The sequence below is a fragment of the Paenibacillus sp. MAHUQ-45 genome (assembly GCF_058133325.1).
On the sequence record NZ_JBYUPV010000013.1, the window covers coordinates 166,847 to 185,518 of the forward strand.

Annotated in this window: 19 protein-coding genes; 4 read left to right on the plus strand and 15 right to left on the minus strand. The window is 48.0% G+C overall.

Annotation, left to right across the window (positions count from 1 at the left end; translation table 11 throughout):
- Positions 1-14 precede the first annotated feature (14 nt).
- Both thyA and AC3Y23_RS24105 read right to left on the minus strand, forming a co-directional pair.
- A complete protein-coding gene (gene thyA / locus AC3Y23_RS24100; RefSeq protein ID WP_379203870.1) occupies positions 15-809 on the minus strand; it encodes a thymidylate synthase in 795 nt (264 codons plus the stop codon).
- Positions 810-1,305: 496 nt separating this feature from the next.
- On the minus strand, positions 1,306-2,280 hold the full coding sequence (locus AC3Y23_RS24105) for a S66 family peptidase (RefSeq protein WP_379203873.1): 975 nt from the start codon (positions 2,278-2,280) through the stop codon (positions 1,306-1,308).
- Positions 2,281-2,501: 221 nt separating this feature from the next.
- Between AC3Y23_RS24105 and AC3Y23_RS24110 the strand changes: the two genes are divergently transcribed.
- Entirely contained in the window at positions 2,502-2,801 is a 300-nt protein-coding gene (locus tag AC3Y23_RS24110) for a pentapeptide repeat-containing protein (protein ID WP_379203875.1), read from the plus strand.
- Positions 2,802-2,876: 75 nt separating this feature from the next.
- Here AC3Y23_RS24110 and lpdA read toward each other — a convergent pair whose 3' ends face one another.
- The 4 genes from lpdA to pdhA are packed head-to-tail and all read right to left on the minus strand — an operon-like array spanning position 2,877 to position 7,710.
- Positions 2,877-4,289: a dihydrolipoyl dehydrogenase gene (gene lpdA / locus AC3Y23_RS24115; RefSeq protein ID WP_379203877.1), complete on the minus strand. Its 1,413-nt coding sequence runs from the start codon at positions 4,287-4,289 to the stop codon at positions 2,877-2,879.
- A 4-nt stretch (positions 4,290-4,293) separates the two neighbouring features.
- Positions 4,294-5,604 carry a dihydrolipoamide acetyltransferase family protein gene (locus tag AC3Y23_RS24120; protein ID WP_379203879.1) on the minus strand — a complete coding sequence of 437 codons (1,311 nt, stop codon included), beginning with the start codon at positions 5,602-5,604 and terminating at the stop codon, positions 4,294-4,296.
- A gap of 46 nt (positions 5,605-5,650) precedes the next feature.
- Positions 5,651-6,628, minus strand: coding sequence for an alpha-ketoacid dehydrogenase subunit beta (locus AC3Y23_RS24125; RefSeq protein WP_379203881.1), 978 nt, complete (start codon positions 6,626-6,628; stop codon positions 5,651-5,653).
- 14 nt (positions 6,629-6,642) lie between these two features.
- Positions 6,643-7,710, minus strand: coding sequence for a pyruvate dehydrogenase (acetyl-transferring) E1 component subunit alpha (gene pdhA / locus AC3Y23_RS24130; RefSeq protein ID WP_175373251.1), 1,068 nt, complete (start codon positions 7,708-7,710; stop codon positions 6,643-6,645).
- Positions 7,711-7,978: 268 nt separating this feature from the next.
- Between pdhA and AC3Y23_RS24135 the strand changes: the two genes are divergently transcribed.
- Positions 7,979-8,710, plus strand: coding sequence for an alpha/beta hydrolase (locus AC3Y23_RS24135; protein ID WP_379203883.1), 732 nt, complete (start codon positions 7,979-7,981; stop codon positions 8,708-8,710).
- A 140-nt stretch (positions 8,711-8,850) separates the two neighbouring features.
- On the opposite strand, the gene AC3Y23_RS24140 is transcribed toward AC3Y23_RS24135, so the two are convergent.
- Positions 8,851-9,315, minus strand: a complete 465-nt coding sequence (locus AC3Y23_RS24140) for a low molecular weight protein-tyrosine-phosphatase (protein ID WP_379203979.1) — start codon at positions 9,313-9,315, stop codon at positions 8,851-8,853.
- 176 nt (positions 9,316-9,491) lie between these two features.
- On the opposite strand from AC3Y23_RS24140, the gene AC3Y23_RS24145 reads away from it, so the two are divergent.
- Complete coding sequence (locus AC3Y23_RS24145) at positions 9,492-10,133, plus strand: thiamine diphosphokinase (RefSeq protein ID WP_379203885.1); 642 nt, start codon at positions 9,492-9,494, stop codon at positions 10,131-10,133.
- A gap of 295 nt (positions 10,134-10,428) precedes the next feature.
- Positions 10,429-10,929, plus strand: a complete 501-nt coding sequence (locus AC3Y23_RS24150; protein WP_379203887.1) for a C40 family peptidase — start codon at positions 10,429-10,431, stop codon at positions 10,927-10,929.
- Between the two features lie 43 nt (positions 10,930-10,972).
- Here the strand turns inward: AC3Y23_RS24150 and AC3Y23_RS24155 are convergent, their stop codons facing one another.
- The 8 genes from AC3Y23_RS24155 to AC3Y23_RS24190 form a co-directional block, all read right to left on the minus strand.
- Positions 10,973-11,725 (minus strand): winged helix-turn-helix domain-containing protein, encoded by a 753-nt coding sequence (locus AC3Y23_RS24155; protein WP_379203889.1) that lies wholly within the window; start codon positions 11,723-11,725, stop codon positions 10,973-10,975.
- Positions 11,726-11,848: 123 nt separating this feature from the next.
- Positions 11,849-12,157 (minus strand): Dabb family protein, encoded by a 309-nt coding sequence (locus AC3Y23_RS24160; protein ID WP_379203891.1) that lies wholly within the window; start codon positions 12,155-12,157, stop codon positions 11,849-11,851.
- A gap of 20 nt (positions 12,158-12,177) precedes the next feature.
- On the minus strand, positions 12,178-13,731 hold the full coding sequence (locus AC3Y23_RS24165; protein WP_379203893.1) for an ABC-F family ATP-binding cassette domain-containing protein: 1,554 nt from the start codon (positions 13,729-13,731) through the stop codon (positions 12,178-12,180).
- 355 nt (positions 13,732-14,086) lie between these two features.
- Positions 14,087-15,586 (minus strand): serine/threonine protein kinase, encoded by a 1,500-nt coding sequence (locus AC3Y23_RS24170; RefSeq protein WP_379203895.1) that lies wholly within the window; start codon positions 15,584-15,586, stop codon positions 14,087-14,089.
- A gap of 571 nt (positions 15,587-16,157) precedes the next feature.
- Positions 16,158-17,213 carry an SAM-dependent methyltransferase gene (locus tag AC3Y23_RS24175; protein WP_379203981.1) on the minus strand — a complete coding sequence of 352 codons (1,056 nt, stop codon included), beginning with the start codon at positions 17,211-17,213 and terminating at the stop codon, positions 16,158-16,160.
- Between the two features lie 5 nt (positions 17,214-17,218).
- Positions 17,219-18,001, minus strand: coding sequence for an ABC transporter ATP-binding protein (locus AC3Y23_RS24180; protein WP_379203897.1), 783 nt, complete (start codon positions 17,999-18,001; stop codon positions 17,219-17,221).
- The gene (locus AC3Y23_RS24185) at positions 17,998-18,327 is read right to left on the minus strand and encodes a thioredoxin family protein (protein WP_379203899.1); all 330 of its coding nucleotides are present in this window, start codon (positions 18,325-18,327) and stop codon (positions 17,998-18,000) included. Before AC3Y23_RS24185 ends, AC3Y23_RS24180 begins: the two co-directional genes overlap by 4 nt.
- Positions 18,327-18,671 (minus strand): cyclic-phosphate processing receiver domain-containing protein, encoded by a 345-nt coding sequence (locus AC3Y23_RS24190; protein WP_379203901.1) that lies wholly within the window; start codon positions 18,669-18,671, stop codon positions 18,327-18,329. The genes AC3Y23_RS24185 and AC3Y23_RS24190 overlap by 1 nt, the downstream gene beginning before the upstream one ends.
- Between the last annotated feature and the right edge of the window lies 1 nt (position 18,672).

Sequence of the window (18,672 nt, forward strand, 5' to 3'; positions counted from 1 at the left end):
CCTTTGCTTCGATGTTAGATCGCTACCGGTGCCTTGATTCCCGGATGATGCTGATACCCTTCGAACTCGAAGTCCTCAAAGACATAATCGAAAATACTGTCCGGTTTTCTGTTAATTTTCAGCGTTGGCAACGGATACGGATCTCTTTGCAGCTGAGTTGCAACCTGCTCCAAGTGATTTGTATAAATATGCACATCCGCACCCGACCAAATGAACTCACCAACCTCCAGACCAGTCTGCTGGGCGACCATGTGGGTCAGTAACGCATAGCTGGCAATATTAAATGGTAGACCCAGGAACGTGTCCACCGAACGCATGGTGAGCATGCAGGACAGTTTGCCGTTCGCAACATAAAATTGAAACACAAAGTGGCAAGGCGGCAGCTTCATATTCTCGATCTCGCCTACGTTCCAGGCGCTGACGATATGCCGGCGCGAATCCGGGTTGTTCTTAATAGCCTCGATAACGCTCGTAATCTGGTCAATATGGCGTCCATCCGCGCTCTCCCAGGCTCTCCACTGCGAACCATAGACAGGCCCCAGATCGCCGTTCTCGTCCGCCCATTCGTCCCAGATCGATACTCCGTTCTCTTTGAGGTAGGAGATGTTAGTCTCGCCTTTCAAGAACCACAGCAGCTCATGTACGACCGATTTCAAGTGAATGCGTTTCGTCGTTACGAGCGGGAAACCTTTACTAAGATCAAACCGCAGCTGCCGTCCAAAAACAGACCGAGTACCAGTCCCTGTCCGGTCACTTTTTTCCACCCCGTTGTCCAAAACATCCTGAAGTAATTCCAAATAATTGCGCAAAGCTTAACGCCCCTTTTCCTTGATAACTTACATATAAGGTTCTCTCATTAACCATTATCTAACCTTGAATATGTCTATCGAGAAACGTAAAGCCACTCCCAAAGGAGCAGCTCATCATTTCGTCCGTTCTATTAGTTTACCACGACCTGATCCTGCTTGTAACTTGCCAAACTGTAGAAAACGAGAAAAACAGAACTGTCTCGCTCCCTTTATTGCAGGATTTTGAGAAAAGCACTAAAGATAACAGAACTATCCACTTACCCTTGTAACAATAGGTGTAAATCGCCCTTGTAGCTCCATATACTCATCATTAAGTCCTCGCATATCGTTCGTGTTGATTATTCACCCGTTCAGAGCTGTCTGTAAGCCTCTTTTTGCCCAACCTAAGTTAGGGGCCCCCTGTCTCATTAACGTCCGTGAAAAGTGTGCTGGGAAGGGCTCATGAACGACCCCGGAGTGATTAAATTAATTCTATGTAGATGAACTTGAACCAATTTCATTCAGCAATACATAGTTCAAGCTTCTGTACGCCAGCCTGCAGGCTTGCCCGACCACCTACCGGAAAAGTAATCATAGGAGAAGTATGTCCGAAATCTACATCGGCTACAACGGGAAGATGTCTCAGCTCCTGTTTACTTTTGATTATTCTGGTTAGTAGCGCTCTTGTCATACCTGAACCCTTTTGAAATCTGCCAATGGCTATGCCTCTTACCTGCTCAAAACCGGGTTGATGGATAAGGGATTGCAAATCCCGATCAAAGGTCACTGGCTGTGACTCATAATCATCCTCCAGGAAGAGGATAGCGTTCTTGAGACTCGGCATATATTCGGTTCCTTGCAGGAGATTCAAGGTACAGAGATTGCCACCGATAATTGTACCCTCTGCTTGGCCTTCATTGATGACATACGGCCCTTCATTTTTGATAAATTCGCGCTTCTCTTGATCCAAATACCATTCATCGTCGCTCCAAACCTCCGCATGCTCCACAGCTACTTTCTGATCCAGCAACATCATCCTTTGGAAATACTCAACGGTGTATTGGTTGCCTTGCTGCATAGCAAACGTGGAAAAGTGTGGCCCTGAATAGGTAATCAGCCCAGTTTTGGCATAGATCGCATTACTTAATGCCGTAATATCAGAGTAACCGCACAGGCGCTTAGGATGAGCCCCAATCAAGGAATAGTCCAGGTACCGAAGCAGTTGATTAGCGTTAAACCCACCGATGGTTGTCAAAATGCCTTTGACATTCGGGTCCAGGAAGGCCTCATGAAGGTCGGCAACCCGTGATTCAATGGATGAAGATACAAACTCATCCGCTTCTAGTGCGTGTTTGGAGAATGAAACAGTGAAGCCCAGCCGTTCAAGCTGCTGTTTGGCCTCTTCCCTTTGTTCTGGTGCGATTAGAGATAAGCTTCTCGAAGGTGAAATAATGCGAATTTCATCGCCTGGCTGCAGTTTTTCTGGTCTCATAGATATCTCCTCTTCTCTTGCGACATATAGTTGCCTCCTACTGACATTCAATCATAATTAATTCCTCTATTATAACACCGCCTATTTACTAGTAAATGGAAAGACTCTTTTCTCAAAGCAACAAAGATAAAAGAGTTGGATAATAAAGGAATATGCACAATATGTGTCGAAGTTACGAACGCCATTTAATTTATTAGCAAAGGAGATATGAGAATGGGGAAATGACTTTTAATGATGTGAATATGTCAGGTTTAAGGCTTCAGGATGCTAATTTTAGCCACGCTGTTATTGACCACGTTCATCTTTTTGGAACAGAGTTTCATAATGTTGTTCTTCCTATGGAGGGGGACGGAAATTATAATCCCGATGGGCAGTATAAATCAGTAAGTTTTCATAACTGCAACCTTTCTAATGGGCAATTACGAAATTGTGATTTAACAAATGTTGAGATCACCGATTGTGATATTACAGGATTAAAAATAAACGGTATTTTAATTTCAGACTTAATCACGAACAAATAAATGACAAAAAAAAGCGAGGACGCATATTGCGTCCTCGCTCTCTTCAACAGCCTGACATGCAGGCCGATTATAATACTATTTCAAGATGTGAATCGGATGACCTTCAACCAGTTCAGCCGCTTCCATGACGATTTCGCCAAGGGTTGGGTGAGCATGGATAGTCAATGCGATATCTTCAAGCGTAGCACCCATTTCAATTGCCAGACCCAGCTCAGCAATCAAGTTGGAAGCTTCGATACCGACGATTTGCGCGCCGAGTACAAGGTTGTTCTCGCTGTTAGCTACAATCTTGATGAAGCCGTCTGCACCGTTCAGGGAAACTGCACGGCCATTGCCCGCGAACGGGAACTTACCGCTCTTCACTTTGTAGCCTTTATCCTTAGCTTCTTTCTCAGTCAAGCCAACGCTGGAGCACTCAGGATCTGTGAAGACCACAGCCGGAATGACTTTGTAGTCAACCACGGATGTGTGTCCTGCGATCGCTTCAGCAGCCACTTTACCTTCGTAGGAAGCTTTGTGAGCCAGAGCCAGACCAGGAACAATGTCGCCGATCGCGAAGATGTGCGGAATGTTGGTACGGCCTTGGTGGTCAACTTTGATCAGACCGCGCTCGTCAAGCTCAACGCCGATCAGGTCAAGACCCAGCTCGCCATCTGTGTTTGGACGACGGCCAACAGTTACCAGCAGGTACTCTGCAGTAACTTCTTTGGACTCACCGTTCACGGAGTACTTCACGGTTACATCCTTGTCCGTTTGCTCTGCACTTTCAGCCTTAGCGTTAGTCACGATCTCGATACCAGTCTTCGCCATGTTCTTGGCAACCAGACGAGTCATGTCTTTGTCGAAGCCAGGCAGTACAGTGTCCATACCTTCGATGATGGTTACTTTAGTACCGAACTTGGAGTACATTTGACCCAGCTCAGCACCGATGTAGCCACCGCCGATAACGATCAGGCTCTTCGGAATTTCCGGAAGCTCAAGCGCTTCAGTGGAAGACAGAATACGACCGCCGAACGGGAATGGTTTCAGTTCGATTGGACGGGAACCTGTAGCAATGATGCAGTTCTTGAAACGGTAACGCGGAGATTCGTGATCGTTGAATACCCGTGCTTCAGTTTCGCTGATGAACATGCATTCACCGTTGAAGATTTCGATTTTGTTGCCTTTCAAGAGGCCAGTTACGCCAGTAGTCATTTGCTTAACTACTTTGTTCTTGAACTCTTGTGTTTTAGCAAAATCTACTTTTACGTTCTCAGCTGTTACACCGTAAACGTCAGCGTGTTGTGCAGATTCATAAGAGTGAGCTGCTGCGATCAGTGCTTTGGACGGAATACAACCACGGTTCAAACACACGCCGCCGAGTTCCGATTTGTCTACGATAAGCACTTTTTGACCAAGCTGAGCTGCACGAATGGCTGCTACATATCCGCCGGGACCTGCACCAATGACTAATGTATCAATATCGAGTGAAGCGTCTCCCACTACCATATTATTACACCTCCATAACTAGCATATCAGGATTTGCAAGCAAGGTCTTAATGTAGTTCATGAAATTCTGTGCTGTTGCGCCATCGATGATACGGTGGTCAAAGCTCAGGGACAATGCCATTACAGGAGCAGCTACGATTTCACCGTTCTTAACAACTGGTTTCTCAGTGATACGGCCTGTACCCAGGATCGCAACTTCAGGGAAGTTGATGATTGGAGTAAAGAACATACCGCCAGCGGAACCAATGTTGGAGATCGAGATGGAGCTGCCTTTCATTTCGTTCGGAGTCAGCTTGCCTTCACGACCACGCAGTGCAAGGTCACTAATGGCGCTAGCAATCATCCAGATGCTCTTACGATCAGCATCTTTGATAACTGGAACGATCAGACCGTTATCAGTATCTGTTGCGATACCAACGTTGTAGTATTTCTTGTAGACAATTTCGTTGTTCTCTTCGTCAATCGAAGCGTTAAGCGCAGGGAATTGACGGGAAGCTGCAACGAGTGCCTTCACGATGAACGGAAGGTAAGTTACCTTCACGCCTTTTTTCTCTGCTACTGGTTTCATGCGGGCACGGAATGCTACCAGTTCAGTTACGTCCACTTCGTCCATGATCGTAACGTGAGGTGCAGTGTAAGCCGATTTAACCATAGCGTTCGAGATCGCTTTACGGATACCTTTGAATGGTACGCGCTCTTCTTCCAGGCTCACGTTGCCTGCAGAAGCTGCTGCTGCTGGAGCAGCTTTCTCTTCAGCCTTAGGCGCTTCAGCAGATGCTGCTGCCGGTGCTGCTACAGAACCACCGTTTTGGAAGGCTTCAACATCCTCACGAGTGATTTTGCCGCTCTTACCAGTGCCATTGACTTTGGAGATGTCTACACCCTGTTCACGAGCGAATTTACGCACGCTTGGTGTAGCCAGAACGTCACGGTCAGGAGCTGGTACAGCTGCTGGTGCTGCTCCGCCTTCTTTAGCATCAGCAGGGCTGCTTGCCGCAGGAGAAGAAGTGGTGTTTGCACTGCCTTGAGCTGCGTCAGCTTCTGCTTCTGCATTTCCGTCATCTGGAATATCGCCTTCTGCATCGATTACAGCTACAGTTTGGCCTACGTGGAATATGTCGCCATCTTTAGCAAATACTTCAAGAACGGTACCGTTAACTGGACAAGGAACTTCTACTACAGCCTTGTCGTTTTGTACTTCCAAAATAATATCTTCATCGGTTACTTTATCGCCGACTTTGATATGCACTTTAATAATTTCACCTTCATGCAGGCCTTCGCCAAGCTCAGGGAACGGGTAGTTGTATTTAGCCACGTTCAAGTACCTCCTTAATGGTAATAGACTATGGGATGTGATTTATTTAAAATTCCAGAACTTTCTTCACGCCTGCAATAACACGAGCAGGGTTAGGCAACCAAGTATCTTCGATTTGAGCGAACGGATAAATTGTATCCGGTCCAGCTACACGAAGCACTGGAGCTTCCAAGTGCAGGATACCTTTTTCATTGATTTGTGCAATAACTTCTGCAGCTACGCCGGAGCTCTTTTGAGCTTCTTGTACCACAATTGCACGGTTTGTTTTCTTCACAGACTCCATGATGGTGTCAATGTCGATTGGGCTAACGGTACGCAGGTCGATAATTTCGGCAGAAATGCCTTCTTTCTCGAGCTGTTCAGCAGCCTTAGTAGCTGTGTGAACCATCAGACCGTAAGCGATAATGGTAACATCGGAACCTTCGCGAACTACGTTAGCTTTGCCAAGTTCAACTGTGTACTCACCTTCAGGCACTTCAGCGCGGAAAGCATGGTACAAGTTAAGGTGTTCCATGAAGAATACCGGGTCGTTGTCGCGGATCGAAGCGATCATCAGACCTTTAGCATCGTAAGGGTTAGAAGGAACTACTACTTTAATACCCGGGCTTTGAGCAATCAAACCTTCCAGGGAGTCAGTGTGCAGCTCAGCCGCTTTAACACCGCCACCAAATGGTGTACGGAATACGATTGGAGAGTTGTATTTGCCGCCGGAACGGTAGCGCATACGTGCAGCTTGGATTACGATTTGATCCAGAGCTTCATAAATAAAGCCGATAAATTGAATTTCTGCGATTGGACGGAAGCCTTGGATACCAAGACCTACAGCCAGACCACCGATAGCGGACTCGGCCAGCGGCGTATCGAATACGCGATCTTCGCCAAACTCTTTTTGCAGACCTTCAGTTGTGCGGAATACCCCGCCTACATTACCAACATCTTCCCCAAAAACGAGAACGTTAGGGTCACGATTCAGTTCAACGCGGATTCCGTCACGGATCGCTTCTTTCAAGTTCATTTGTGCCATGCCTGTTATCCCCCTTATTCAAAATCGGCTTTTTGCTCTTCCAGATGTTTCGGAGTTGCCTCGAACATGCTGTCAATCAAGCCGGAAACGGTCATTTTTTCGGTTTGCTCTGCTTTTTTGATTTGCTCGTTAACAGTAGCTTTTGCTTCTTCTTTCACGCGTGCTGTATCTTCTTCGGTCCAAAGGCCTTTTTTCTCCAAATACTTAGCAAGACGGGCAATTGGGTCCTTCTCGCTCCATTGTCCTTCTTCTTCTTTAGAGCGGTATTTGCTCGCATCGTCAGAAAGGGAGTGTGGACGGAAACGGTAAGTTACAGCTTCAATCAGAGTAGCGCCTTCTCCGTTACGAGCACGCTCAGCAGCTTCTTGAACTGCGCTGATTACTGCGAAAATGTCCATACCGTCAACCTTGATTCCCGGAATACCAGCTGCAACCGCTTTGTGAGCGATAGACTTGGAAGCTGTTTGTTTCGAGAATGGCGTGGTGATGGCGTAACCGTTGTTTTGAACAAAGAAAATAACAGGCAATTTAAAGCGTCCAGCAAAGTTAAGACCTTCATAGAAGTCACCTTCGGAAGAACCGCCGTCACCAGTGTAAGTGATAGCAACATTCTTTTGGTTCTTCAATTTGAAGCCCATTGCAATCCCTGTAGCGTGCAGAATTTGTGCACCGATGATGATTTGTGGCATCAGTACGTTTACACCGTCAGGAATTTGTCCACCATGTTGGTGTCCACGGGAATACAGGAACGCTTGGTACAGCGGGAGGCCATGCCATACAAGCTGTGGAATATCACGGTAGCCCGGGCAGATGAAATCTTCCTTCTGCAGCGCGAACTCACTACCGATCATTGTAGCTTCTTGACCGGATACCGGTGCGTAGAAACCAAGGCGGCCTTGACGGCCCAGGTTCACCGCACGGTCATCCCAAGTACGGGTAAATACCATACGGTACATAATTTCCTTCAATTGATCATCAGTAAGAGCAGGCAGTTTATCTTTATTGATAACTTCTCCATCCGGGGAAAGTACCGAAAGAGCCTCGACGTCCTCTGTATACACTTCATAAGGAACTTTACTCATTATCATCTTCACCTCAACAAAAAAATTTGAATATCAGTTGCCTCTGTTATAGAATTATTATACACCTGTTTTATCCGTTTCGTCAAAGAAATACGCATAAAATTTATGTTTCCATAAATTTTGTATGTATAACAGGTCTAATTTTATTATATAACAGACGCCATACATTTTGGCAAGTAAATGATGTATGACACATTTACCCCTTGGTAATATTATCGTATTGCCGTCGGGAATGCAAAATTCGACAAGAAAGGTGACAAGAACAGCTATGAGTGAGCCTGTTTTTCTGAAACGTACAATAGTGAAACAAACCCTGTGGAGCGAATCGCTGCAGGAGGAACGTAAGCTGCGAATCTACCTTCCGCCCGGCTACAATGAAATTCTCAGTTATCCCGTCGTGTACTGCCAGGATGGTGAGGAGTTCTTCAACTTCGGCCGAATCGCCACACTGGCGGGCCAACTTATTCTCGAAGAAGATGTCGAACCCTTCATTATTGTAGGCGTTGAAGTTGATGTGAAAGTTAGAACCCAGGAATACGCACCATTCGGCAATCGTTTTGAACAATACCTGTCTTGCTTTGCCGAAGAAATTATTCCCTTCATTGAACATAATTATCCGGTACGGCGTACGCCTGCTGAGCGCATTCTAGCTGGTGACTCTTTGGGAGGTAGCGTCTCCCTCCACCTTGCCTTAGCTTATCCATCCATATTTAACCGTATCCTCAGTCTTTCCGGCGCTTTTTATCCCGAGACCCGTGAAATGATTGAAGATGAAGTGGATCTCTCCTGGCTTACTATTAATATGGTGGTTGGACTGCAAGAAACGGAATACAAGACGGATACAGGCGTCTATGACTTTGTTGATATGAACCGCAAGACGAGGGCGCTGCTTGAAGAACGCGGAGCCACAGTATCCTATCGTGAGAAAGACGGCGTTCACCTCTGGGGATTCTGGCAGAAGGAACTGCCCGAATCACTACTCTATTTTTTAAACAGCTAAAACAGGCTTGAGACAAGAAAAAATGAACATCTTGAGAACAGTATGTACAATCCATGTGTGATGACGCTTTCAGGGCGTGAGGGGCAGAAACGGCCCCCCGCCCTTCACAAGGACGGTTGTTCCGAATCTTAAAGCATGGATTAGAGCTTTTCTCTCACGATGGTGTCGAGCAGTACATCGCAACCAGCATCCATCAGATCATAAACCTGTTCAAAGTTTCCGGTAAAGTAAGGGTCCGGTACTTCGCGCAGTTCATCCTCTGGCAGCAAATCCATAAAGAACAACAGCTCCGCCTCTTCTCCACCCTGGAGCTTCCGCACATTGGTTCCATTAGAATTATCCATACAAATGATATATTGATAGTTCTCAAAATCATCGCTGGACACCCGGCGAGCCTTCATGCCTTCATAGCTGATTCCATGCTGGTCGAGGATACGCCGTGTCCCCTCATGTGGAGGGTTGCCGATGTGCCAGTCCCCTGTACCTGCAGAGTCTACAATAATTGAACCGGACAAGCCGCGTTCGTTGATCTTATGGCGTAGCACAGCTTCAGCCATTGGCGATCGACAAATATTGCCGAGACAAACAAACAGTACGTTAACGATTTCTCTCACCTCCAATTCTTTTTCTACAAAACCAAGCAGTTACCAGCATCACGCTGGACACGCTATTCTTATTTTAGCGCTGTCTGGGGCAATTGTACAACTTTTCAAACTGCATTATACTTGAGACTTGGTTCTGGATCAGAACTTTAGAATTGTAAGGAAGGGGAGGATTAGTGATGCCATCCGGAAGAATCGTGATTTGGGCCGGTGGAGAGCTATCTCCGGAACATTTGAATGTATTAGATGAAGAGGATTTTATTATCGGTGCCGATCGGGGTGCCTTGTTCCTCATTAACCATGGGATAACGCCGGATCTTGCAGTAGGAGATTTCGATTCTGTATCCCCAGAAGCGCTGCAAGAGATTAAGAACGGAAGCCGGGAGATTATTACTTGCGATGCGGTAGACAAAGACCTGACTGACAGTGAGCTAGCCCTGGACCTGGCGCTGAACAGATCTCCCTCATCGATCCTCATGATGGGCGTGACCGGATCGCGGGTTGATCACATGCTGGCCAGCATTCAAATGATGACACTGGCGATGCAGCGTCAGGTGAGCTGTTCCATTATGGACAGCCATAATTATATTAGCCTAACAGGGTCACAGGCCCTTGTTGAGGATCGCGGCTACACCTATGTATCCCTGCTGCCTCTAACGCCTGAAGTGACAGGAATTACGCTCGAGGGCTTTCAATATCCGCTGAGCAACGCCACATTGAAGCTTGGACAGTCACTTGGTGTAAGTAACAAACTGCTCTCAGCATCCGGGACCGTAACCATCGAGAGCGGTCTGCTGCTGATTATTCAGAGTAAGGATTGATTTACATACGAGATTTAGAGACATGGCTGTAACTTTTAAATGCATATCGATTAGGCCGAAAACCCCTTGCTGTTCAAGGGGTTTTCGGCCTTTTCATTCTATCATTCGCTGTAAATATTAATTTTTTGTAACTTTTAATCGTTTTTTAATAAAACGCTTACATCCCTTACCCTGCCTTGATTTGACTCATCTATTCCAATAAATAGGTGGTAGATTACCTGCTATACTACGAATCAGCGAAAGAAACAAAAGAAAAAAACGAAATAAAGAAATACACCTTGGAGGGATATACAACATGAATAAACAACAATGGTTCAAAAAATCAATTGTCATCGGGATGTGCACTACTATTGGCCTGTCCACACTGGCTGCAACTGAAATCGGCACACCACGCGCCGCCGCAGCTACAGCGTCCAAAGGACAAAGTATTATAAATCTCGGTAAAAAATATATGGGCGTTCGTTATGAATTCGGAGCATCTACTTCAAGCACTCGTACTTTTGACTGCTCGTCGTTCACCAAGTATATTTTCGGTAAATATGGTGTAGATCTACCCCGTACTTCTCAAGCCCAATCCAAAGTTGGTAAATCCGTTTCCAAAGCTAATCTTCGTGTCGGAGACCTTATCTTCTTCTCCAGCGGCGGTAGAGCTACCGGCAAGAATGTAACTCACGTAGCTGTATATGCAGGTAATGGCAAGATTCTGCACACGTACGGTTCGCCAGGCGTCACAGTCTCAGATCTGAATTCCGGTAACTGGAAAAGAACTTATCTATTCGCCCGCCGCGTACTGTAACAGCTCTAAAGATTAGAGTTTTGACTATGATAGAGGATTGGGTTCAGCATGTGGCGTCTCCGGGAGACGCCCTCATTACATAGCCGGATCCCCTTACCGTATGAATGAGTTTGTTCCGATAGCCCTTGTCCACCTTCAGGCGGATATGCCGGATATACACATCTACGACATTGGTGTCCGCTTCAAAATTATAGCCCCAGACCTGCTGCAAGATTTCGGTTCTGGGGCATATTTGCCCTGCATGTGCTGCCAGGTAATAGAGCAGGTCGAATTCCTTGCCTGTTAACTTCAGCTGTTGGCCATCTCGGTTCACATGCCGGCAGCTAGGATCCAGAACCAGACCGTCAATTTTTAAAAGATGATTCTTTCGGCGGCGCCGCCCGCTGAGAATTAATAAATTTATGATCCGGCAGGTCAGTTCCCCTGTATGGATAGGCCGGGACAGATAATCATTTGCCCCGGCCTTGAAGGCTGCTACCGCGCCTTCTCCAGCACCTGCGCCGGATATGACGAATACGGGCAGCTCCATCCCTTGGTCACGTAGCTCGGCAATGAGCTGCCAGCCATCCCATTCATTCGCCCGCTCCAGCTCGGCCAGGAGCAGCAAGGGCTCGCCTTCGATTAACAATGAGCGAAGATCTTCGAGATCCTCGCTCATTGTTATTTTTAAACCGGCTTCCGATAAGGCCTGTAGGACAGCGTCATGATCTGCTTTTTCCTGAATATAAGTTCCGCCGTTCGGTTCTTGTCCACTGTCTTCCCGAACTTCTTTAAACCACACGATTATCTCGTTCACCGCTGCGTCCTCCGCGTCACGACTTCTTGGCTTCCGGGTATTCCGGCACAGATAATCGTAGCGTTCCCCATATACAAAAAGAGCATTCCATCCTCGATGAAATGCCCCCTCTGTAATATACGCTTAGTTTCCTTTTACAACGTCGATCTCTTGAAACTTCACAACTTCCGTCTCCCAGCGTTGCTGTACGAACTCCTGGTGGGTCGGGTGATTCATGTAAGTCTCAAAAGCTTCTTGGCCATCAAACTCCATGCTGAAACCAAAATGGAAATCGCATTTCGGGCTGACTTGGCGCAGAACCTCGAATTCTTTCACTCCTGTAATGGAGGTCAAGATTCTCTCCCCATCCTTCAGAAAAGCTTCTGTCTCAGGTGCATCCACAGGATATTTCAAGCTAAAGTAAACCATGTGCCGAAGAATTCCGTTATTCATGTTATTAGCCTCCCATTATTTTATACAGATTGTGTCGACCACTGCTCGACATCCCAAGTCTTCGTAACCCAGTCTTCATAGAAATCCGGTTCGTGGGAAACGAGCAGTACAGTCCCTTTGTATTCCCGTAATGCACGTTTGAGCTCTGCTTTGGCAACCACATCAAGGTGATTGGTCGGCTCATCAAACAGAATCCAGTTGCTCTCGCGCATCATCAGCTTGCACAGACGCACCTTGGCCTGTTCTCCCCCACTCAACATGCTGAGCGGACGGGTGATATGCTCATTCTTCAAGCCACAGCGAGCCAGGTGTCCACGCACCTCGTTCTGACTCAGGCTGGAGAATTCGCTCCACACATCCTCAATCGGCGTAATATTCGCCGCCTTGGCCTCTTGCTGGAAGTAGGCTGGTGTAAGATAATCGCCGAGATACGTTTTGCCACTGTATGCCGGAATTACGCCGAGAATCGTCTTCAGCAATGTTGATTTACCGACACCGTTGCAGCCGACAATGGCAATCTTCTCGCCGCGTTCAATGGTCATATTCAGCTTCGGCAGAAGCGGGCGATCATAGCCGATCTCAAAATCAATACCTTCGAAGACCGTTTTGCCACTGGCCCGAGATTCTTTGAAGACGAAGGTTGGCTTAGCTGCTTCTTCTGGCCGGTCGATCCTTTCCATCCGATCCAATTGCTTCTCGCGGCTCTTGGCCCGGCCGGAAGTTGAAGCCCGCGCTTTGTTGCGCTGGATGAAATCCTCCTGCTTTTTGATGTACTCCTGCTGCTTCGCATAAGCTTCAATATGCTGGTTCTTGTTCAGTTCAGCCATCTCAAGGAAACGCTCATAGTTCCCGGTATAACGGGTCAGCTTCGTGAATTCCAGGTGATAGACCACGTTCACGACCTTGTTCATGAATTCCGTATCATGGGAGATCAGAATAAAGGCGTACGGATATTGCTTCAAGTAGTTGGTCAGCCAGTCGATATGCTCTACATCGAGATAGTTGGTAGGCTCATCAAGCAGCAGTACGGTAGGCTTCTCAAGCAGGAGCTTGGCCAAAAGCACCTTAGTCCGCTGACCCCCGCTCAGGGAAGCTACGTCTCGATCCAGACCAATCGCGGACAATCCGAGACCATTCCCCATTTCCTCTACCTTTACATCAATCAGATAAAAGTCGCCGATCTCCAGCTCCTCTTGAATCTCACCCATCTTCTCCAGCAGCACTTCAAGCTCTTCAGGCGTGGCATCACCCATCTTGTCAGTAATGGCCATCATTTCCTGCTCCAGCTCTAATAGCGGGAGGAAAGCATCTTTCAGCACATCACGTATCGTCTTGCCTGGCGTCAGTTTGGTATGCTGATCCAGGTAACCATAACGGACACGCGGCGTCCACTCCACCTTGCCGCTGTCTTTCAGCAGCTTTCCTGTCAAGATATTCATCAATGTCGATTTGCCCACACCATTTGCTCCGACCAATCCAACATGTTCGCCGGCTAACAACCGGAACGATACATCCCTGAACAACTGGCGTTCACCAAAATTGTGAGCAACTTCTTCTACTGTCAGTAAACCCATAACTTCTCTGCAAGCTCCTATCTATATTTTAAAATAAAGCGAGAATACGTAACACACAATGATTCATTGTAGCATAAGTATGCGTCACTCTGACAAGGAAAATTAACGAATACGAACTTAAGGTCCTTATTTATGACTAGATCGTCACTACGGTGAATGTTTGGACTTCCGGTCGCTGTTGTCCCCAGATTTCTTTGATTATACAGCTACTAGCGGTTGAAATCTGGGCACAAAGGCGATCGCTCCGCTCCTACAGTTCCAAATCTTCCCCTCCGTTCCTTCTCGTTTTAAGTCACTTTCTTTTATTCGTCTTATATAACGAATAAGAGCAACCAATCAGTTCTAAACAGAGAGATCACTGCATTTTGCCGCGAAAAAGAGCACTGCGCCGCTGCGGCCGTCGCATAGCAATTGCCTCCTTCAGCATCACCTCCAGCACATTTCCAAGTCTTCCCTTAGACCGGAAAGGATCGTGCTGCAAAGGCAAAGCGAACACCTCAGCTGTGCCCAGCGCCTTCTGCAACAGAACAGCAGCGCTATCTCCAGCCAGCGGCAGACCTACTTTCCAGCCTTTCTTCGGCTCAAGACGACGCCGGCGCAGCCAATGCAGCAGCTCCCCGAGCCGCCAGTCTGCCCCTGAAGCAATCAGCAGCGGCACATCACAGTGATTGAATGCTTCCATATCTCCCTCTTCGCTGAGAGTTCCGAGATCCAGTACAATGAAGGAATACTCGCCATGTGGGAGCCTGCTATTCCCTTTACCCGGACTACTCCAGTAATGAACATTGCTCCAGGCAAAGGATAGAGCAGCGCACATATCGGCTGGAACAAGTTCCTGCCCCTGTACCATCGCAAAAAGATTACGGAACACTGCTCCGTCCGAGGAGCCGTCAACCCAAGCTGTGAGACCGTGCCTGGACAGACGAGCAGCTACAGCCAATGAGGTGTGCGTCGTCCCAAGCCCATTCGCTGTACCAGCCAGCGATACAACAACGGCTTCCGATTCACATGTGGTGGGCCGTTCGGGTATCTCCTCAACTCGGATACGCTTGCCGAGATCTAGTGAAGCCAGTGCTTCCAGAACTAAAGCGGCGCTGGGGTACCTCTCTTCAGGAAGTTGCCTGAGCAGGCGGCGCAGAACCGGAATGAATTCTGGAGGAACGTCTCCCTGCAGCCTGGACTCCATACCCGGCTCCCAACTACAGTATTCGCCCCCCGTTGCCAAGTAGAGCAGCAGTGCCCCAAGTCCGTAGAGGTCGGAGACCGGCTGACTCTGCCCGGCATATTGCTCAGGAGCAGCAAAACCCACAGTTCCCAGCTTGCTCGTATCCCCATCCCCTGCGCGTCCATAGCTTCGGGCAATGCCAAAATCGATCAGCACCAGATTGTGCTGTCCAGTAAGCATGATATTAGATGGTTTCAGATCCCGATAGATGATCGGAGTGGGCTGATTGTGTAGATACTTTAACACTTCCAGCAGCTGCAGTGCATACTGGATCAGGAGATTCCAAGGTACTGGCCCGGGATGTAGTTCTAGATAACGACTCAATGTTACCCCTTCGATATAATCCATCACCAGATAGGAATACCCTTCTTTGTCGGGTGGATAGAAATCAGTGACTCTCGGCAGTCTGGGATGATTCAAGGAAATCAGCAATTCCGCCTCGGCTTCAATATCACCAGCAGCATGCATGACGTCTGGACTTACACTTTCCTTCACCGCCCACCATTTGCCCGGCAGCCGCAGATCTTCGGCCAGATACACTTGGCTCATTCCCCCAGACCCAATCAGGTCTACGACCCGATAACGTTCTCCAAGCAGTTGTCCTACTGCTAGCTTTGATGGATATCGCATATACACATCTCTCCCTTTAAGATCGCTCATTATAAATTCAGTGAAAGAATAAAGGACCTAACTCAAAATCAGTGCTTACTTACACAAGGAGCGGACTCCAAAGGCCTATGCCTTATCCAGCAAGCTAATTCAAGAAGCTAACGAACCTCAGAGACGCTATGGCCTATTCAACAAACTAATTCAAGAAGCTAACGGACCTCAGAGACGCTATGCCTATTCCACAAGCTAATTCAAGAAGCTAACGGACCTCAGAGACGCTATGGGGAGAAATCCTGAGTAAAACTTGCTATTCAATAGGAAATAACGTCATCTGAGTCCGCTAGATGCTCCAGAACAGCTTCATCCGGAAATAACGGCTATACAGTCCGTTCACTTCTATTAAATGAGCTTTAATCTACGAAATGGGTGTTCTCATAAAGTCAGTCGTTTTGAGCAAATTCTTTTGACAAACCCGGTTGATGATATTGAGCCAGAATAAAAATATAAAAAAAGAAAGCACCACCAATGACTCAATACCGGCGGTACGCCGGTCGTCAACGGGATGCTTTCCCAAAAATATATAATAATCTAATTAATATTTAATCATATAAAGTGTTATCTCGTCACGGTTATGGAACAGCTGCTTCGCCCGCTGGATCTGCATGCGCTCGCTCTCGAACATGGCGATAAGCTCCTTGATTAGCGCCAGTGGCTTCTTGTGCATCAGCTTCACCGTCACGATGGCTGTTCCGCCCGGAGCCAGACTGTGCAACTGCCCTGTCACGAGCTTAGCCATCAGCTTGGGGCTCCAGCTCATATCGCAGACGAAGAGATCAAATTCATGATCTTTGAATTTTACATCTCCGGCGTTCTTGCGCAGCACTTTAAGACCAGGAGCGTTACGCAGGGAAACGTGCATCAAGGCCGGATCAACAGCTGTGACTTTCACACCGCGCTCCAGCAGGAATGAAGTCCAGCCGCCCGGCGAAGCGCCGATGTCAACGGCATTTCGGAAGTTAGCAAAAGAAATACCGAACTCTTTCTCCGCTTCCATCAGCTTGAATTTGGCGCGGGAGATCTGCCCGTCTTCCTTGCGGAAACGGATCGCTCCACCGTTCCAACTGGAGAGGTTGTCCTCCGGGCGTGAAACCCCAGCGTACAGAGCATCCTTGGTTGCGTAAACGGAAATGACCCACTCCGGCTCCTGAACAGTGAACTCAGCTTCAAGGCTGTGCAGTTCTCCCTGAAGCCATTCCCGCAACTCACCTGGACTCTCCTCCCAGAAGGAATCCGCACTCTTGCGGACATGCAGCGCCACCTTCACGCCTTCTAGCTCACTGCGGCGACTCAAATAGGTAGCCAGACGCTGCAATGCTTCCATAACACCCTCGTCCTGAAATTGTACAGGCTGAATATGCCGCAGAAAAATTGGCGGCTGCTGTGCCAGCGATCGGGCCACATCCTCAGGACTTGCTTGAAGGGTGGCCAGGAAGATTTCACCTGGCAGCAACAGCGTGCTTTTCACAGCCCCAAACAAACGGCGCAATTCTTCCTGCGCATAGGGTGCAAAACCATGATTGGCCGTACAAATATAACGTGAAATCACTTCTTCCGAAGCAGTTACCTGCTCCGCTCTATCTTCTATCAAGTTGTTCAAATGGATTTGCCTCCAGGTCTAATTTTTATCCAGGGACGACCGTTTTCCCATTCCACATGGACAGGGATATCATAGGTCGCCCTAATCATCTCGTCCGTCAATACTTCTTCCTTGCGGCCGGAGCCGGCCAGCTTCCCGTCCTTGATCAACGCCACATGACTGAACATTGGCACGATCTCCTCAATATGATGCGTCACATAGACCACTGTAACATTGCGCTGTCTCAGCTTGTCCACTTCATCCAGCATTTTCTCCCGTTCGTACAGATCGAGTCCTGCACAAGGTTCATCCATGACAAGCAGCTTGGGATTAGCCATCAGACAACGAGCCAGCATGACCTTTTTACGTTCTCCCTGCGACAGTGTCCCAAGGGAATGGAAGGCAAGTGACCCGATATTCATATCCTTTAGCAGCGCAAGAGCCCGTTCTTTTACGTCCTCCGGGATACTTTGATAGAAACGCAAAAACGCAAACGCCCCGGTTGCCACGACTTCCCACACCGGATCGCTGAGCGACAGCTTCTCCATCAAGGAAGGTCCAATATAACCGATTTCCTTCCTTACTTCGCGCAGATCGCATTGTCCATAGCGGTTGCCAAGAACATCAATTGTCCCACTACTCGGAAACATATAACCGGTCAGCATCTCAAGAATCGTGGTTTTTCCGGAACCATTGCGACCAAGAATTGCCCAATTCTCACCTTCTTTGATTTCCAGCGATACATCGTCCAGGATCAGACTTTCTTCTCTACGGAGCGTAAGATGTTGTAATGACATCATGGCGTAATCCCCCTCCTTATGTATTCCAGCACCCGCTCTACTGAACCCATCGAATAATGAACTTCTGGTGGTGTCAGGCGGTCAGCTTGTGCCACTAGAAGGGCGGGCACACTGGATATACGATAACTCCTCACCAATTCTGGCAGCATGTTCACATTTGCCTCGTGAATCACAAGATCATCCCGCACCAAATGTCCTGCGACCTCCAGCATACGACGGGCAACTTTGCAGGTTCCGCACAGTGGTGTATGCAGAAAGACTATCAGAGGATCACCGGGAACCTCCAGCGCTTTCAGCAATTCCGGCTCCTTCATCTCCTGCATCATCATGAAGCACCCTTACTAGCGGCGATCTTCTGAAGTTGCTCCACACTAAGCGGGCCGTTATGCAGAGCCGTTCCCTCAGGCTTGGCCGGGTACAAGATTTCGAACATTTCCTTGCGCCCCCAAGGACTGGAAGTGTGCAGAAAGATAGACCGGGGGAACAGACCCTCCAGCACAATCCGCTTGGCCACTTCATCACCATTGTGGTCGTCAGGGCCCATATCATAATCCAGCGACAAAATATCAACATCGCAATCCCGCAGCAGCATCAGGCATTCTTCAGTCGTACGGGCCAGTGCGAAACCCTCCGGCCGCTTGCGGTAATCATCCATATATACGTTAATCAAG

What these genes read in the sequence shown, in the direction of transcription:
- AC3Y23_RS24105 (WP_379203873.1), bottom strand. Translation starts at nt 2,280, where the DNA reads ATGAGACCAGAAAAACTGCAGCCAGGCGATGAAATTCGCATTATTTCA.
- AC3Y23_RS24110 (WP_379203875.1), top strand. Translation starts at nt 2,502, where the DNA reads ATGACTTTTAATGATGTGAATATGTCAGGTTTAAGGCTTCAGGATGCT.
- lpdA (WP_379203877.1), bottom strand. Translation starts at nt 4,289, where the DNA reads ATGGTAGTGGGAGACGCTTCACTCGATATTGATACATTAGTCATTGGT.
- AC3Y23_RS24125 (WP_379203881.1), bottom strand. Translation starts at nt 6,628, where the DNA reads ATGGCACAAATGAACTTGAAAGAAGCGATCCGTGACGGAATCCGCGTT.
- pdhA (WP_175373251.1), bottom strand. Translation starts at nt 7,710, where the DNA reads ATGAGTAAAGTTCCTTATGAAGTGTATACAGAGGACGTCGAGGCTCTT.
- AC3Y23_RS24135 (WP_379203883.1), top strand. Translation starts at nt 7,979, where the DNA reads ATGAGTGAGCCTGTTTTTCTGAAACGTACAATAGTGAAACAAACCCTG.
- AC3Y23_RS24145 (WP_379203885.1), top strand. Translation starts at nt 9,492, where the DNA reads ATGCCATCCGGAAGAATCGTGATTTGGGCCGGTGGAGAGCTATCTCCG.
- AC3Y23_RS24150 (WP_379203887.1), top strand. Translation starts at nt 10,429, where the DNA reads ATGAATAAACAACAATGGTTCAAAAAATCAATTGTCATCGGGATGTGC.
- AC3Y23_RS24160 (WP_379203891.1), bottom strand. Translation starts at nt 12,157, where the DNA reads ATGAATAACGGAATTCTTCGGCACATGGTTTACTTTAGCTTGAAATAT.
- AC3Y23_RS24165 (WP_379203893.1), bottom strand. Translation starts at nt 13,731, where the DNA reads ATGGGTTTACTGACAGTAGAAGAAGTTGCTCACAATTTTGGTGAACGC.
- AC3Y23_RS24170 (WP_379203895.1), bottom strand. Translation starts at nt 15,586, where the DNA reads ATGCGATATCCATCAAAGCTAGCAGTAGGACAACTGCTTGGAGAACGT.
- AC3Y23_RS24180 (WP_379203897.1), bottom strand. Translation starts at nt 18,001, where the DNA reads ATGATGTCATTACAACATCTTACGCTCCGTAGAGAAGAAAGTCTGATC.
- AC3Y23_RS24185 (WP_379203899.1), bottom strand. Translation starts at nt 18,327, where the DNA reads ATGATGCAGGAGATGAAGGAGCCGGAATTGCTGAAAGCGCTGGAGGTT.